Here is a 14,911-nt window from a genome sequence, read left to right as displayed (position 1 = left end):
GTTGGCTCACCGCTGGCCGCGATCGAGTTCGGTGGAAGCGGTGCTGAGTGGATCGGACACGGCAAAGGCAGCATCGAGTTGTGCGGGTGAACGCCGTTCGGTCCGCTTCCAGGCGACATATTGGACAATGCCGAAGCCCGGCCGTCGCGGCACCGTCTTCACGACTGGCATGCGGAAGCCGTCGCGGAAACGGGACCAGCGTGTGCCCAACGCTGCAACCATGTCCTCGAAAGTCGGCGGCGCGGCCACGGACGCATAGGTAATGGTGACATTGCCGGCGAGGCCGGCCTCGCGTGAGACCGGAAGCGGTATCGAGGCGAGATAGTCCGGCGGCACGTCGATAAGCCCACCGAACGGCCATTGCGCGCGCAGCGTGGCGGCGTCCGTCGGCGCGACATTGACGTCTATGTCGTTAGGCGTGCCGGCAACCCTGTAAGGGCAGCGGAAACGGCCGCAATTGGCTTGCGCCGAAAACTGCCAAAGTGCGTAGCCTTGCCAGTTGCCCATCGGGAAATGCACGTCGATGTCGGTGGTGTAGCGCGCATACCAGAGCGGCAGCCGCGACAGGAGCCGGTATCGGTAGCTGTTGTCGGCAATGTACTGGGCGGTCTTGCCGTTGGTGTACAGCACCGGGAAACGGCCGATGCGGCGATGCACCTGGCGTACGAACTCCTCGGCGTCGTCAAGCGACATCCATTGCGAGGGATCATTGCCCTCAATGTCGAGAGCCATGAGATCGTCCGGCGCAGGCCCGGCGAAATCGAGGAAATTGTTGGCCTGCTCGACCGGATTGCCGGGGCGGGCAAGGTGATAGGCGCCCCATTTCAGGCCGAGTGCCTTGGCCACCACCCTGCGCGTCTGGAACAGTTCGCGCGTCACCGCATGACGTTTCCACAGCGCCTTGCAAAGCTTCACCTCGATGTCGTTGCCCAAGCAGAAATAGGCCGGCGGCATGCCGTCGGAGGCTTTGTTGATGAAGCCGACGACCCGCTTGTCGGTGGCGAGCTGGGCCCAATCGATGGAATTGTATTCGTAGGCATCGACGACCAAAGCGCGGTCGGCGTTCTTCCACGGCTCGGAAAAATCCGAGGCCTTTGCCGCCATGGACAGCGCCATCGTCGCCGCCAAGGCGAGAAGCGCTGTGCGGCGAAGAAGGCGCGCCGTCCTTTTCAAAACAGGGAGCCCCCGTTGATCAAAGGCAAATCCTGAACCGTCATGGTTAAGGATTTGCTTCCGGGAGGCCGGCTTCAGAAAAGCTGGCGTCGCATCAGCGGCTAGAATCCAAACGGATCGGGCGCGGGCTCTTGCCGCAGCGTGCCTTCGGCGGCGCGTTTGCGGTGATGGGCCAGAGAGCATTGCGGGGAGCACAATATGCCGCGATCCGACCAGTAGGCGGCACCGTGGTCCAGTCTGCCCCCATGGTAACAGAACCCCTCCGCTCGATAGGGCAGGCCGCATTCGATGCAGCGATAGGCGTCGGGTATGGCAAGCATGGCACGGTTCCGGTCGGCGGGTTCTGATCTGTCGCCGGTTGATTTGATCCGGCGTCGATTGAATTTAATACGCGCCGCCGCGATTGCAAAATCGCGTGACAAAATTTGACGTTTACGTAAAAAGAAGATGGGAGACCGCCCAAAGGGCGGATGGTTTTGCAGCGGTACCGGCTCTACGGTTGGGCGGGCCGATGCATCAGGAGGAGTGAGCGGCATGTATAGGGCACCGGTCGAGGATATCGCCTTCACGCTCAAGCACGTGGCCGGCATGAAATCGGCGCTCGATGCCGGCACCTTCGGCGATCTCGGCGAGGATCTGGTCGATGCCGTTCTGGGTGAGGCCGGCCGTTTCGCCACCGAAGAGGTCGCACCGCTCTACACGATCGGCGATCGGCAGGGTGCGGTGCTGAAGGGCGCCGCCGTCACCACGCCGCCCGGCTGGAAGGAACTCTATCGCCGCTGGATCGATGGCGGCTGGAACGCGCTCTCCGGGCCTGCGGAATATGGCGGCCAGGCGCTGCCGACCATGCTCGGCGTGGCCGCGCTCGAAATGTGGAACTCCGCCGCCATGGCCTTCGGCATCGGCCCGACGCTGACCATGGGCGCGGTTGAGGCGCTCGACAAACACGCCTCCGACGATCTCAAGGCCAAATATCTCGAAAAGCTCGTCTCCGGCGACTGGATGGGCACGATGAACCTGACCGAGCCGCAAGCCGGCTCGGACCTCGCCGCCTTGCGCGCCCGCGCCGAGCCGGCGGGTGACGGCAGCTACCGCATCTTCGGCCAAAAAATCTTCATCACCTATGGCGAGCACGATTTCACCGACAACATCATCCATCTGGTGCTGGCGCGGCTGCCCGACGCGCCGGCCGGCACGCGCGGCATATCGTTGTTCCTGGTGCCGAAATTCCTGGTCGGCGACGATGGCGCGCTTGGCGCGCGCAACGACGTCTTCTGTTCCGGACTTGAGCATAAACTCGGCATCCATGCCTCACCGACCTGCACCATGATCTATGGCGACGGCTTCGAAGGTGCCGAACCCGGCGCCGTCGGCTGGCTGATCGGCGAGGAGAACAAGGGGCTAGCCTGCATGTTCACCATGATGAACAATGCGCGGCTTTGTGTCGGCATGCAGGGGGTAGCGGTCGCGGAAGCCGCAACGCAGAAGGCGATCGCCTATGCCAATGAGCGCCGGCAGGGCAAGGCCGCGAGCTACACTGGCACGGGTATGGCGCCTATCGTCCATCACCCCGATGTCCAGCGTAACCTGCTGACCATGAAGGCGCTGACCCAAACCGCACGCGCCATCAGCTATTCCTGTGCCCACGCCATCGACATGGCCCGTGTTTCCGCCGGTGACGAGGCGGCACACTGGCGCGACCGTGCCAATCTGCTGACGCCGCTGGCAAAGGCGTTCTCGACCGATATCGGCGTCGAAGTTGCCTCACTCGGCCTCCAGGTTCATGGCGGCATGGGTTTCATCGAGGAGACGGGAGCGGCCGCCTTCTATCGTGACGCGCGCATCGCGCCGATCTACGAGGGCACCAACGGTATCCAGGCGATCGATCTGGTGATGCGCAAGCTGCCGCTCGGCGGTGGCGACCATGTGCATGGTTACATCGCCGAACTGGCTGGTATGGCCGCAGCGGTGCGGACCTCGAACATGCAGGGTTTCGGCCGCACCGCCGACGCTCTCGACGCGGCACTTGGCGATCTCAGCGAAGCGACCCGCTTCCTGCAAAAACTGACGGCCGATGGCCGGTCGGAAGAGGCGCTGGCAGGCGCCACGCCCTATCTCAGGCTGATCTCGCTTGCCGCCGGCGGCGCCTATCTGGCGCGCGGTGCTCTTGCCGATCACAACCGCATAGCGCTTTGCCGTTTCTTCGCCGAAAACCTGCTCGGCGAGGTCAGCGCCTTGAGGGCGCGCGTCATCGATGGCGCCGAAAGCCTCGCCGCTGCCGGCAAGACGCTCGTCTCCGCCTGACGTTTCACAAGGAAAACACCGTGACAGACCATATCCTCGTCGAGCGCCAGGGCGCCATCCAGATTATCCGCATGAACCGGCCGGACAAAAAGAATGCGCTGACGCGCGCCATGTATGCGAAAATGTCAAAAACCCTGGCCGAAGGCGACGCCGACCCGGCGATCCGCGTCCATGTCTTCCTCGGCGTGCCCGGCGCTTTCTCCTCCGGCAACGACCTTGCCGACTTCATGGTCGTCGCCACCGGCGGCGACGGCGGCACCGAAGTCTGGGATTTCCTGATGGCCCTGGCCAAGGTCGAAAAACCCATGGTCTCCGGCGTCGACGGCATCGCGGTCGGCATCGGAACCACGCTCAATTTGCATTGCGACTTGACCTTCGCCACGCCACGCACCGTGTTCAGGACGCCTTTCGTCGACCTTGGCCTGGTGCCTGAGGCGGGATCGAGCCTGCTGGCGCCGCGCATCCTCGGGCAGCAGGGTGCCTTCGCGCTGCTCGGCCTCGGCGAAGGCTTTTCGGCTGAACGGGCGAAGGCCGCCGGCCTGATCTACGAGGTGGTCGAGGAAGCAGCGCTGGAGGCCTCGGTGCTGGCGGCGGCCGGGCAGATCGCGGCCAAGCCGCCGCAGGCGCTGAAGATCGCGCGCGACCTGATGCGTGGCTCGCGAGACGACCTCGTCGCCCGCATCGGCGAGGAAAGCGAGCATTTTCGCGAGCGGCTGAAGTCCGATGAGGCCCGCGCCGCGCTCACCGCGTTCATGACGAGAAAGAAGGCCTGAGCCTCAGGGATAAAGCCGTGTCTTGTCCCAGCCGTCCTTCGCACTGCGCGTAAAAACGAGCCGGTCGTGCAGCCGGAACGGCCTGTCGTGCCAGAACTCAATGGTGCTGGGCACGATTCGGAAGCCGGACCAGTGCTTTGGCCGCGGGATCTCGCCGACCGGGTAGCGTGCCGTGTATTCTGCCACCGCCTTTTCCAGCGCAAAGCGGCTTTCCAGCGGTCGCGACTGTTTCGAGGCCCAGGCGCCGATGCGGCTGCCGCGCGGCCGCGTCGCGTAATAGGCGTCGGCTTCGGCGTCGCTGACGATCTCCACCGGTCCGCGAATGCGCACCTGGCGGCGCAGCGACTTCCAATGGAAACACATCGCCGCCTTCATGCTGCCAAGAATCTCCTGGCCCTTGGCGCTCTCGAAATTCGTGTAGAAGACAAACCCGCCTTCATCGAATCCCTTGAGCAACACCATACGCACATCCGGCATGCCGTCGGCATCGACGGTCGCCAGAGCCACGCCGTTGGGGTCGTTCGGCTCGCTTTTCGTTGCGTCGTCCAGCCATGCGGCAAAGAGGCGAAACGGCTCGGCAGCCTCGGTAAAGTCACCGCTTGTTAACTCAGTGTCACTCATAGTTTTTCTCAAATTGTCACGAAGCCAAGATTCTTACAAAACCAAGATTCTTAACGAAGCAAGGGGGAGGCTGCCGATTGTCGCGTATCGCGCAAGCTTTTGACAGCAGGCAATGGAGCGTTATCGCTTCGGCCAGCGCGAAAGCCGCGATCGTGGCGGTCGCCTTGCCGCTTGCCGCGTGTGGCGCCGGCGGCTTCAGCCTGGAAAAAGCCGAAGTCGACCGCTCGATTCTGACCAGCAGCACGTCGGCCTCGGCCGCGCCGGCCAATTTGGATCGCGACTCCGACCAGACGACGATCGGCAATGCAGTCTCCTCGGCCGACATTGAGCAGCTCGGCGGGCAGGCCGTCCCATGGGCCAATGCCGATACCGGCTCGCGCGGTTCCATCACCGATCTGGCGGAATTGAAGGACAACGGCCAGACCTGCCGCCGCTTCAAGGCCTCGCGCGAAAGCTTTGACGGCGTTGCCATGTTCGAAGGCGAACTGTGCCTGGCCAGCGCCGGTGGCTGGCGCATGCAGGACTTCAAGGCACTCTGATTTTCCGCGTCTGATATGCTGCTCCAGCACTGGAATTTCTTCCTATGCGAGCGCATATAGGAGGCAACCAGAGACTCAACTCTACTCCAGGGCAGTAAGCATGCGCGACCCCTATGAGGTGCTGGGCGTTGCCAGGAACGCATCGGCCAAGGACATAAAGTCGGCGTATCGGAAACTCGCCAAGAAGCATCATCCGGACCAGAATCCGAATGATCCCAAGGCGAAGGACCGTTTTGCCGCGGCCAACCAGGCCTACGAGATCGTCGGCGACGAAAAGAATCGCGCCGCTTTCGATCGCGGCGAGATCGACGCCGACGGAAAGCCGCGATTCCAGGGCTTTGAAGGCGCTGCCGGTGGCGGCGATCCCTTCGGCGGCTTCCGCCGGCAGCAAGGTCCGGGCGGTTCGCGGTTCGAATTCCGCTCCGGCCGACCGGGTGGCGATCCGTTCGACGGCAACAGCGACATCTTCAGCCAGATTTTTGGCGACACTTTTTCGGGCGCGCGCGGTCCCGGAACGGGCGATCGCCGCCAGCAGGCGACAGCAGCCGATCTGAACGTGACGCTCGACGTCACCATCGAGGAAGCGGCGACCGCCGAAAAGGTGACGGCGATGTTCCCCGACGGCCGCAAGGTGGCGGTCAAGCTGCCGGCCTATGTCGAGGATGGCCAGACCATCCGCCTCAAAGGCCAAGGCGAGCAGGGGCCGGGCCAGCCAGGCGACGCGCTGGTCAAGATCCATCTGCGCCGCCATCCACGCTACCGCATCGAGGGCCGCGACCTGCACGCCGATCTGCCGGTGGCGCTGGCGGATGCGGTGCTCGGCGCCAAGGTGCCGGTCGAGACGCCGACCGGCAGGCTTGCGGTCAACATTCCTGCCTGGTCGAGCTCCGACAAGGTCCTGCGGCTGAAGGGCAGGGGCCTGCCGGAAAAGGCCGGCGGCCACGGCGATCTCTACGCTCATGTGCGCATCATGCTGCCGGAAGACGGTGATAGCGCGCTCGAAGCGCTGTTGCGCAGCCAAAAAGGCTGATCGGCGGCTTTTGTCCCCTGAACTGTCCGGTTTGAGCGCTTGAAGGGGCTCTGTGCCTGTGCGATAGGGCAACCCACAAAGCTGAATCTTGCGGAGAGCGCTGACATGGCGGGTGGACAGGGCCTAATGGCCGGCAAGCGCGGCCTCATTCTTGGCGTCGCCAACAATAGGTCGATCGCCTATGGCATCGCCAAGTCGTGCGTCGACCATGGCGCCGAGATCGCGCTGACCTATCAGGGCGAGGCGTTCAAGAAGCGCGTCGAGCCGCTGGCGGCGGAACTGGGCGCCTTTGTCGCCGGCCATTGCGACGTCACCGATCCGGCGAGCCTGGACGAGGTTTTCGCCAATGTCGCCAAACATTGGGGCAAGCTTGATTTCCTCGTCCACGCCATTGCCTTCTCCGACAAGGACGAGCTGACCGGCCGCTATGTCGAGACGACGCGCGACAATTTCCTGCGCACCATGGACATTTCGGTCTATTCCTTCACCACCATTGCCAAGCGCGCCGAGGCGCTGATGACCAATGGCGGCTCGCTGTTGACGCTGACCTACTACGGCGCCGAAAAGGTGATGCCGCACTACAACGTCATGGGTGTCGCCAAGGCGGCGCTCGAGGCCAGCGTGCGCTATTTGGCGGTCGACCTCGGCGCCAAGAAGATCCGCGTCAACGCCATTTCGGCCGGTCCGATCAAGACGTTGGCCGCCTCCGGCATCGGCGATTTCCGCTACATCCTGAAGTGGAACGAGTACAATTCGCCGCTGAAGCAGACGGTCACGCAGGAGGAAGTCGGCGATTCCGGCGTCTATTTCCTGTCCGATCTGTCGCGCGGCGTCACCGGTGAAGTGCATCACGTCGATTCGGGCTACCACGTCGTCGGCATGAAGGCGGTCGACGCACCTGATATTTCGACGGTCAAGGACTAACGCCCGGCCAACCGTCGTCCGTCCCGATCCCGCACCGGAAGACCTGATGTACCCGCTGGTTTATATCGCGCGCCACGGCCAGACCGCGTGGAACGCCGAATTCCGGCTTCAGGGGCAGGCCGACACCGATCTCAACCCTCTTGGCCGCGAACAGGCGACCGGAAACGGGCTTCGGCTAGCCGCGTTGGTCCCAAACCCCTGGGAATTCGATTTCCTCGCCAGTCCGATGAAACGGACGCGCGAAACGATGCAGCGTATTCGCGCCGCGATGGAGCTCGATCCGGGTGCCTATCGAACCGATCCGCGCCTCGTCGAAGTCAATTTCGGCGACTGGCAGGGATTTACCTTTCCCGAGCTCGAGACACGGTATCCCGGAGCGAGCATGACGCGGGCTCTGGACAAGTGGAACTTTCAGCCGCCCGGCGAAGGCGCCGAGAGCTATCAGATGCTGCTCGAACGGGTGAGGCCATGCTTCGACGAGATCGAACGCCAGACGATATGCGTGACCCATGGCGGCGTCATGCGCACCTTGTTTCGCTTCGTTCTGGGGCTGGCCGAGGACGAGGCAGCGAACCTGGAAATACCGCAGGATCGCCTGCTCAAGCTCGAAGGCAAGAGTCTGGAGTGGCTTTAGGCCAGTTCGCACACGGCTCGGCGAAAGCTGAACCGCAAACACTGCATTCAATTGAGGTTGGAAGCTCTAGTTGGCAGAGCTGTCCGGCAGTTCCATGTCGGTGATGACGTTTTCGCCATTGGTCACATCGTAGGCAATGACGATGTCCATGCCCGGCTTCAGCGCGTCGATATCGGTCTCTGCATTCAGCTTGTAGGACTTGCCGTCATCCAGAGTCAGCGTCAGCGCGTCCTTGTCGACCTTCTTGATCAGGCCTTCTGTCTGGCCGGCGAAAGCGGCGGTGGAAAGCAGCAGCGTGGCGGCAATGGCGCCAATCAGGGTACGCATAATCGTTCCTCTTTATCATTGCACCGGCATGGCGGCGGCGGATACTCAACGGCGGATCGAAGAAAGCAGAAACCAGCCGAATGTGTCAAAACTTAAACGGCTGGGATGACAGTTTGACCACTACGAAAAACGCCAATAGAAGGCAGGCTTCAGCCGGCTCCGCTGCCGGGCAGGGCACTTTCCATGTCTCACAACACGTTCGGCCACCTTTTCCGCGTCACCACCTGGGGGGAAAGCCATGGCGCCGCCCTCGGCTGCGTGGTCGACGGCTGTCCGCCTGGCATCCGCTTTACGCGCGACGATATCCAGGTCGAACTCGACAAGCGCCGGCCGGGGCAATCACGTTTCGTGACGCAGCGTCGCGAACCAGATGAAGTGAAGGTGCTGTCTGGCTTCATCTTCGACGAGGACGGCGAGACGATGATCACCACCGGCACGCCGGTGTCGATGCTGATCGAGAATGTCGACCAGCGTTCAAAGGATTATGGCGAGATCGCCCGCCAATACCGGCCGGGCCATGCCGACTACACCTATGACGTGAAATACGGGGTGCGCGATTATCGTGGCGGCGGCCGCTCCTCGGCCCGCGAGACGGCTGCCAGGGTGGCGGCCGGTGCCTTGGCGCGCAAGGTGGTTCCGGGCGTGGTGGTGCGCGGCGCACTGGTGTCGATGGGCGAAAAATCCATCGATCGCGCCAACTGGAACTGGAATTTCATCGGCGATGCCGAAAATCCGTTCTTCACCCCAGATCCGGCCTCCGTTCCGGTCTTCACCAGATATCTCGACGGCATCCGCAAGGCGGGCTCCTCGGTCGGTGCGGTGATCGAAATCGTCGCCGACGGCGTTCCGCCTGGCCTCGGCGCGCCGATCTATGCCAAGCTTGACCAGGACATCGCCTCCGGCTTGATGTCGATCAACGCGGTCAAGGGCGTCGAGATCGGCAACGGCTTCGAGGCCGCCCGCATCACCGGTGAACAGAATGCCGACGAGATGCGCATCGGCAATGACGGCAAGCCGGTGTTCCTGTCCAACAATGCCGGCGGCATCCTTGGCGGCATCTCGACCGGCCAGGCGATCGTCGCCCGTTTCGCCGTCAAGCCGACCTCGTCGATCCTGACGCCGCGAAAGTCGATCGACAAGGACGGCAAGGACGTCGAGATCATGACCAAGGGCCGCCACGATCCATGCGTCGGCATCCGCGCCGTGCCGATCGGCGAAGCAATGGTTGCCTGTGCGATCGCCGACCACTATCTGCGGCATCGGGGACAGACGGGGAGGGGAATAGGGGAATAGGGGAATAGGGGAATAGGGGAATATGTTGCGCTCTTAGCCCGGCCAGCCAAATCTTTTTGCTTTTCCCTACTCCCGTACTGCCCTACTCCCTTATTCCCCTGCGAGCGAAGCGAGTACCCATGCCTTACGACCAGAAAAAAATCGTCGAAGCCCTGCGTGCTTTCGAACGCGGCGAGATCGTCGTTGTCATGGATGATGACGGGCGCGAGAACGAGGGCGACCTGATCGTCGCCGCCGTCCACTGCACGCCCGAAAAAATGGCGTTCATCGTTCGCCACACGTCCGGCATCGTCTGCACGCCGATGCCGCGCGAAGAAGCCAAGCGGCTTAACCTTGCGCCGATGGTCGCCGACAACGATTCCGCCCACACCACGGCTTTCACCGTCAGCGTCGATTTCAAGCATGGCACCACTACGGGCATCTCGGCCGAAGATCGCACTTTGACCGTTCGCAATCTTGCCAACGGCAATGTCGGCGGCTCGGATTTCGTCCGGCCCGGCCACATCTTCCCTTTGATTGCGCGCGAAGGCGGCGTGCTGATGCGCTCCGGCCATACCGAAGCAGCGGTCGACCTGTGCAAGCTCGCCGGCCTGCCGCCGGTCGGCGTCATTTCCGAGCTGGTCAATGATGACGGCACCGTCAAGCGCGGCCCGCAGGTGCAGGCCTTCGCCCAGGAGCATGGGCTGAAGCAGGTTTCGGTCGCCGACCTCATTGCCTACCGGCAGCGCAAGGAAACTCTGGTCGAACGCGTCGCGTGCTCGGAAATCGACACGCTCGGCGGCAAGGCACAGGTCTTCACCTACACGCTGCCGTGGGACTCCATGCATCACGTCGCGATAGTCTTCGGCGACATCCGCGACGGCGAGGAGGTCCCGGTGCGTCTGCATTCCGAGGATGTGGTGACCGATGTCTTCGGCACCAGCCACCGGCTCGACGCCATCATGAAGGCGATGGGTGAGCGCAGGCGCGGCGTCATCGTCTATCTCAGAGAAGGCTCCGTCGGCGTTGCGCATCAGGAACGCAAACGGCCGGCCAGCGGCGACCGCGAGGATCACGAAGAGGCTCGCCGCCGCGAAAACGAGTGGCGCGAGATCGGGCTCGGCGCGCAGATCCTCAAGGATCTCGGCATCTCCTCGATCAACCTGATCGCCTCGCGCGAACGCCACTATGTCGGCCTCGAAGGTTTTGGCATCCACATCGCCAAGACCGAGATCCTCTAGGCAGCTAGCGCCCGGCTCGAAACCGGGCGCTATCTGATTATTCCGCGGCAATCGCGGCCGCTTCACATCCGTCCATCTCGCACTCAGTCGTGGCAAGGCTGCGTTGGCCAAGCAGCACCGTGGCCAGCGCGATCGTGCCTGAAGCCACCGACACCCAGAACCCGTTCGGTGCACCGAACGCATCCACCACCGCGCCGGCCGCGAACGAGCCCAGCGCCATGCCGATGCCGATGCCGGTCATGACCCAGGTGATGCCTTCGGTCAGCATCGCTTCCGGCACATGCCGCTCGATCAGGCCGAAGGCCGTGATGAAGGTCGGCGAGATCGCCACACCGCTGATGAACACGGTCAGCGCCAGCAGCGGCACGGTGTCGGCGGCGAGCGGCAACAGCGTGCCGAGCGCGACGAGGGCGACTGCGATGGCGAGCTGGCGTTGCAGCGGCGCCTTCAGGCTGAGCGCGCCGACGATGATGCCGAGCACGAACGATCCCAGCGCATAAACGCCGATGACAAGGCTGGCGGCGCCGGGTTGGCCAAGCTCCTTGGTGATCGCCACGGTGGTCACTTCCGTCGTCGCGAAGGTTGCGCCGACGAAGATCAGGGCAAGCGTGATGATCTGAACCGGCCGCAGGCGGATCGCCGAGCCGCTTGAGTTATGGTCGACCGGCCGCACCTGGGGCTCGGTCGAGCGTTGCAGGATGAAGGCCGCTGATCCGAATGCGAGAAATAATGTGCTCACCAGAACGCCGGCTTCCGGGAATAGGGCGGCACTCAGGCCGACCGATAACGATGCCCCGGCGATATAGACCAGTTCATCGGCCACGGACTCGAAGGCGAATGCGGTGTTCATCTGCGGTCGTCCTCGGAAAATCTCTGTCCAGCGCGCCCGCACCATCGCAGGTATGCTTGGCATGGCGGCGGCCAGGAGTGCCGACACGAACAGCGTCCACACCGGCCAGTCCTGGTTGGCCGCCGCTATGAGGACGGCGAAAGCCAGCACCGCGATGATAGTGGTGGGCACGACGATTCGTGTCTGGCCCAGGCGGTCCACCAGTCTCGATATTTGCGGCGCGACGAAGGCGTTGGCCAGCGCGTATGTCGCCGAGACGGCTCCAGCCAGCCAGTATTCGCCGCGCGCCTGCGACAGCATCGCCACGATGCCGATGGGCGCCATGGCGATCGGCAGGCGCGCTAGGAAGCCGGCGGCCGCAAAGCCCTTGGCGCCGGGGGCACGAAAGATTTCCGCATAGGGATTTTGCATCGGTTGGTTCCTCGACAAAGGACGATTGGACAATTACATACGGAGCGTATGATTATTAGATAGAGCATACGCCGCGTATGTCAATTAGCATACGAAGCGTATGTGAATAGGTCCAGGACACATGCACAGACCCCGCAAGGAGATGATCGCCGAGACGCGCGCAAAGCTTATCGCGGCGGCCCGTCATGCCTTCGGCACAACAGGCTATGCAGCAGCCTCGATGGATGATTTCACCGCTTCGGCCGGGCTGACGCGCGGCGCGCTCTATCATCATTTCGGCGACAAGAAGGGGCTGCTGCAGGCGGTCATAGCCCAGATTGACGGCGAGATGGCGGCGCGCATCAATGAGGTCGCGTCGAGAGCACCGACCCGCTGGCAACATTTCGTCGACGAGTGCTCGACCTATATCGAGATGGCGCTGGAGCCGGAAATCCAGCGCATCATGTTCCGCGATGGCCCGGCCGTGCTGGGGGATCCAGCGCAATGGCCGAATGCCAGTGCGTGCATCGCTTCAATGACCGACCATCTGACCGCGCTGCAGGAGGAGGGGGTCGTTGTCTCCAGCCTCGACCCCGAGACCGCCTCGCGACTGATCATCGGAGCGAGCAGCCAGGCGGCGCAACGGATCGCCAATTCGAACGACCCCGAAACGACGTCGAAGAAGGTGGTGACGGCGTTCAAGCAACTGCTCGAAGGCCTGCTCAGGAAGCCGGATCCGCAGTCGAATTGAAGTTCCCACCAGAGCTTTCGTGCCGGCAGCTGTTCACGATAGGAATTTTTTCTTGACACCGTGCCCTCAGCTAAGGTATATATTCGTCCATGGTGCTGATTTGCGCCAGTGACCGGCCGCACAGGCGGGTTTTTCGTTTGATGCTCCGTCAGCCAACGCGCTGGCGGGCTCCGAACCAACCCGTTACCCCGAATTCGTCGCCCTTTGGCGTCAGGGCCGGCAATTGACAATCGCCGGGTTGAGTCCATCCTCTTCCACCATCTCTGAGGCGGAGATTCGGGGCACATGTGGGATTTTGAGATCGGCCGGTCGGTGTCCATCATGATGCGGACCTGGCCGTTCATCGTTTTTCGCATGATCGTCTATTTCGGCATCACGCTGGCCTACATCGTGGCGACCGGCACCGGTGCCTCTGTCGGCTATGGCGTCGGCCATATCTCCACCGATCCCGACGGGCCGCTGTCGTTTGCCCTGTGGGGCGGCGTGGTCGGTTTCGGCGTCGTCTCGATCGCCGTCTACTGGATCCGCGAATACATCCTCTATGTCGTCAAGGCCGGCCACATCGCCGTCATGGTTCATCTGATCGACGGCCGCGACATTCCCGGCGGTCAGGACCAGATCGCCTACGCCAGGGATGTCGTCACCCAGCGTTTTGCCGAAGCCAACATCCTTTTCGTCGTCGACCGACTCGTCAAGGGTGCCATCCGTGCCATCACCGGCCTGCTCGGCGGTATCGCCGCCTTCCTGCCGATACCAGGCCTGAGCGGCCTGGTCTCCTTCATCAACACGGTGATCCGCCTGTCGCTGACCTATGTCGACGAGATCATCCTCGGCTACAACATCCGCATCAATTCAGCCTCGCCCTTCGAGACGGCGCGCCAAGGCGTAGTGCTCTATGCTCAGAACGGCAAGGTCATGGTCAAGAACGCCGTCTGGCTGGCGGTCATCATGTGGGGCATGTCGTTCATCATCTTTCTGATGATGCTGGCACCTGCCGGTGCGATTCTGTTCCTGATGCCTGGCCAGCTCGCCGGCTGGGCTTTTGTGCTCGCCATCGTCTTCGCCTGGGCATTCAAGGCGGCGTTCATCGAGCCTTTCGCCATCGCCTGCCTGATGCAGGTCTATTTCAAGACCATCGCGGGCCAGGTGCCCGATCCGGCCTGGGACGCCCGGCTGGCCGAGGCATCGTCGAAGTTCAGGGAGCTCAAGGACAAGGCGCTGGCCTCCTTCGGCGGTTCGCGCTGGGCTACGGCCGGCGCCACACCCTGATCGGCTGGGCGGATGGTGTCTGGTGAGGCAGGAACGGTGTTGAGGCGCGCCACGGTGGATTTGAGCTGTGTCTCGCCTTGCCCGGAAAAGGTCTCGCTCATGATCAGCTCCGGCAGCGGCAGCCGCCGTCCCCAGCCATGCGTTTCAAGGTCCGGTTTGGGAGCGAACTCGGAAACACGGCCGACGCAGAGATAGGCGACCGGCGTTACGTGATCCGGAATGGCCAACAGCCGCTTCAGCGCCTCAGCCTCGATGATGCTCACCCAGCCGACGCCAACGCCCTCGGCACGCGCGGCCAGCCAGAAATTCTGCACCGCGCAGACGGTGCTGTAGAGATCCATCTCCGGATTGTGCCAGCGTCCCAGCGGCGAACCCTTCGAGCGCTGCCGGTCGCAGGTGATGCAGATGTTGAGCGCGCTCTCGCAGATGCCTTCCAGCTTGAGCTTGCGGTACAGCGCCTGTTTTTCCGCCTCGATCGCCGGCAGTTCCTGTTCTCGCGCGGCCAGGAACAGGTCGCGCACCTCCGCCCGTCGTTTGACATCGCGAATGACAATGAAATTCCATGGCTGCATGAAGCCGACCGATGGCGCGTGATGGGCGGCAAGCAGCAGCCGTGCCAGCACGTCGTCATCGATCGCGGTGGGCAGGAAATGGCTGCGCACGTCACGCCGCGTGAACATGGCGCGGTAGACCGCATCGCGCGCATTCTGGTCAAATCCATCGTCAATGGCAGCGGTCATGTGTTCCGGCATCGCTTGTCCCCTTGCGATTGCAGATTCAAAACTGACAGAGCGTACTTTGTGCGTCCAAGTA

The 14,911-nt window shown here is 62.9% G+C and carries 15 protein-coding genes and 1 pseudogene; 10 read left to right on the top strand and 6 right to left on the bottom strand.

Features of this window, described 5'->3' with window-relative positions:
* Positions 1–6: 6 nt before the first annotated feature.
* Positions 7–1,116 carry a glycoside hydrolase family 25 protein gene (locus NKK51_RS01855; protein ID WP_352550861.1) on the bottom strand — a complete coding sequence of 370 codons (1,110 nt, stop codon included), beginning with the start codon at positions 1,114–1,116 and terminating at the stop codon, positions 7–9.
* A 158-nt stretch (positions 1,117–1,274) separates the two neighbouring features.
* Complete coding sequence (locus NKK51_RS01850; RefSeq protein ID WP_352550982.1) at positions 1,275–1,493, bottom strand: hypothetical protein; 219 nt, start codon at positions 1,491–1,493, stop codon at positions 1,275–1,277.
* A gap of 214 nt (positions 1,494–1,707) precedes the next feature.
* On the opposite strand from NKK51_RS01850, the gene NKK51_RS01845 reads away from it, so the two are divergent.
* Together NKK51_RS01845 and NKK51_RS01840 are read left to right on the top strand one after the other, a co-directional pair.
* Positions 1,708–3,477, top strand: coding sequence for an acyl-CoA dehydrogenase family protein (locus tag NKK51_RS01845; protein ID WP_352550859.1), 1,770 nt, complete (start codon positions 1,708–1,710; stop codon positions 3,475–3,477).
* A 20-nt stretch (positions 3,478–3,497) separates the two neighbouring features.
* Entirely contained in the window at positions 3,498–4,250 is a 753-nt protein-coding gene (locus NKK51_RS01840) for a crotonase/enoyl-CoA hydratase family protein (RefSeq protein ID WP_127414276.1), read from the top strand.
* A 3-nt stretch (positions 4,251–4,253) separates the two neighbouring features.
* On the opposite strand, the gene pdxH is transcribed toward NKK51_RS01840, so the two are convergent.
* A complete protein-coding gene (gene pdxH / locus NKK51_RS01835) occupies positions 4,254–4,871 on the bottom strand; it encodes a pyridoxamine 5'-phosphate oxidase (protein ID WP_023808637.1) in 618 nt (205 codons plus the stop codon).
* A 77-nt stretch (positions 4,872–4,948) separates the two neighbouring features.
* Between pdxH and NKK51_RS01830 the strand changes: the two genes are divergently transcribed.
* From NKK51_RS01830 to NKK51_RS01815, 4 genes are all read left to right on the top strand, one after another.
* Positions 4,949–5,410: an RT0821/Lpp0805 family surface protein gene (locus tag NKK51_RS01830; protein ID WP_023808636.1), complete on the top strand. Its 462-nt coding sequence runs from the start codon at positions 4,949–4,951 to the stop codon at positions 5,408–5,410.
* A 100-nt stretch (positions 5,411–5,510) separates the two neighbouring features.
* Entirely contained in the window at positions 5,511–6,440 is a 930-nt protein-coding gene (locus NKK51_RS01825) for a DnaJ C-terminal domain-containing protein (protein ID WP_352550856.1), read from the top strand.
* Positions 6,441–6,545: 105 nt separating this feature from the next.
* Positions 6,546–7,364 (top strand): enoyl-ACP reductase FabI, encoded by an 819-nt coding sequence (fabI, locus tag NKK51_RS01820; RefSeq protein ID WP_023808634.1) that lies wholly within the window; start codon positions 6,546–6,548, stop codon positions 7,362–7,364.
* Positions 7,365–7,410: 46 nt separating this feature from the next.
* Positions 7,411–7,998: a histidine phosphatase family protein gene (locus NKK51_RS01815; RefSeq protein WP_352439986.1), complete on the top strand. Its 588-nt coding sequence runs from the start codon at positions 7,411–7,413 to the stop codon at positions 7,996–7,998.
* A 66-nt stretch (positions 7,999–8,064) separates the two neighbouring features.
* Here the strand turns inward: NKK51_RS01815 and NKK51_RS01810 are convergent, their stop codons facing one another.
* Positions 8,065–8,325, bottom strand: coding sequence for a DUF1344 domain-containing protein (locus tag NKK51_RS01810; RefSeq protein ID WP_352550855.1), 261 nt, complete (start codon positions 8,323–8,325; stop codon positions 8,065–8,067).
* A 183-nt stretch (positions 8,326–8,508) separates the two neighbouring features.
* Between NKK51_RS01810 and aroC the strand changes: the two genes are divergently transcribed.
* Entirely contained in the window at positions 8,509–9,618 is a 1,110-nt protein-coding gene (aroC, locus tag NKK51_RS01805; RefSeq protein WP_023808631.1) for a chorismate synthase, read from the top strand.
* A 119-nt stretch (positions 9,619–9,737) separates the two neighbouring features.
* Positions 9,738–10,838, top strand: coding sequence for a 3,4-dihydroxy-2-butanone-4-phosphate synthase (ribB, locus tag NKK51_RS01800; RefSeq protein ID WP_023808630.1), 1,101 nt, complete (start codon positions 9,738–9,740; stop codon positions 10,836–10,838).
* Between the two features lie 37 nt (positions 10,839–10,875).
* Here ribB and NKK51_RS01795 read toward each other — a convergent pair whose 3' ends face one another.
* Positions 10,876–12,099 (bottom strand): MFS transporter, encoded by a 1,224-nt coding sequence (locus tag NKK51_RS01795; protein WP_023808629.1) that lies wholly within the window; start codon positions 12,097–12,099, stop codon positions 10,876–10,878.
* Positions 12,100–12,220: 121 nt separating this feature from the next.
* On the opposite strand from NKK51_RS01795, the gene NKK51_RS01790 reads away from it, so the two are divergent.
* Both NKK51_RS01790 and NKK51_RS01785 read left to right on the top strand, forming a co-directional pair.
* Complete coding sequence (locus NKK51_RS01790; RefSeq protein ID WP_352550852.1) at positions 12,221–12,829, top strand: TetR/AcrR family transcriptional regulator; 609 nt, start codon at positions 12,221–12,223, stop codon at positions 12,827–12,829.
* Positions 12,830–13,114: 285 nt separating this feature from the next.
* Entirely contained in the window at positions 13,115–14,098 is a 984-nt protein-coding gene (locus NKK51_RS01785; protein ID WP_352550850.1) for a hypothetical protein, read from the top strand.
* 122 nt (positions 14,099–14,220) lie between these two features.
* On the opposite strand, the pseudogene bluB reads toward NKK51_RS01785, so the two are convergent.
* Positions 14,221–14,838: pseudogene (gene bluB, locus NKK51_RS01780) on the bottom strand (5,6-dimethylbenzimidazole synthase); the annotation flags it as partial.
* Positions 14,839–14,911 lie beyond the last annotated feature (73 nt).

This window comes from Mesorhizobium sp. M0011 (assembly GCF_040324155.1).
Classification (GTDB): domain Bacteria; phylum Pseudomonadota; class Alphaproteobacteria; order Rhizobiales; family Rhizobiaceae; genus Mesorhizobium.
Note: the sequence above shows the minus strand (reverse complement) of the source record. Positions and strands in the feature narration are given on the sequence as shown.

What these genes read in the sequence shown, in the direction of transcription:
- NKK51_RS01855 (WP_352550861.1), bottom strand. Translation starts at nt 1,116, where the DNA reads ATGGCGCTGTCCATGGCGGCAAAGGCCTCGGATTTTTCCGAGCCGTGG.
- NKK51_RS01850 (WP_352550982.1), bottom strand. Translation starts at nt 1,493, where the DNA reads ATGCTTGCCATACCCGACGCCTATCGCTGCATCGAATGCGGCCTGCCC.
- NKK51_RS01845 (WP_352550859.1), top strand. Translation starts at nt 1,708, where the DNA reads ATGTATAGGGCACCGGTCGAGGATATCGCCTTCACGCTCAAGCACGTG.
- pdxH (WP_023808637.1), bottom strand. Translation starts at nt 4,871, where the DNA reads ATGAGTGACACTGAGTTAACAAGCGGTGACTTTACCGAGGCTGCCGAG.
- NKK51_RS01825 (WP_352550856.1), top strand. Translation starts at nt 5,511, where the DNA reads ATGCGCGACCCCTATGAGGTGCTGGGCGTTGCCAGGAACGCATCGGCC.
- fabI (WP_023808634.1), top strand. Translation starts at nt 6,546, where the DNA reads ATGGCGGGTGGACAGGGCCTAATGGCCGGCAAGCGCGGCCTCATTCTT.
- NKK51_RS01815 (WP_352439986.1), top strand. Translation starts at nt 7,411, where the DNA reads ATGTACCCGCTGGTTTATATCGCGCGCCACGGCCAGACCGCGTGGAAC.
- NKK51_RS01810 (WP_352550855.1), bottom strand. Translation starts at nt 8,325, where the DNA reads ATGCGTACCCTGATTGGCGCCATTGCCGCCACGCTGCTGCTTTCCACC.
- aroC (WP_023808631.1), top strand. Translation starts at nt 8,509, where the DNA reads ATGTCTCACAACACGTTCGGCCACCTTTTCCGCGTCACCACCTGGGGG.
- ribB (WP_023808630.1), top strand. Translation starts at nt 9,738, where the DNA reads ATGCCTTACGACCAGAAAAAAATCGTCGAAGCCCTGCGTGCTTTCGAA.
- NKK51_RS01795 (WP_023808629.1), bottom strand. Translation starts at nt 12,099, where the DNA reads ATGCAAAATCCCTATGCGGAAATCTTTCGTGCCCCCGGCGCCAAGGGC.
- NKK51_RS01790 (WP_352550852.1), top strand. Translation starts at nt 12,221, where the DNA reads ATGCACAGACCCCGCAAGGAGATGATCGCCGAGACGCGCGCAAAGCTT.
- NKK51_RS01785 (WP_352550850.1), top strand. Translation starts at nt 13,115, where the DNA reads ATGTGGGATTTTGAGATCGGCCGGTCGGTGTCCATCATGATGCGGACC.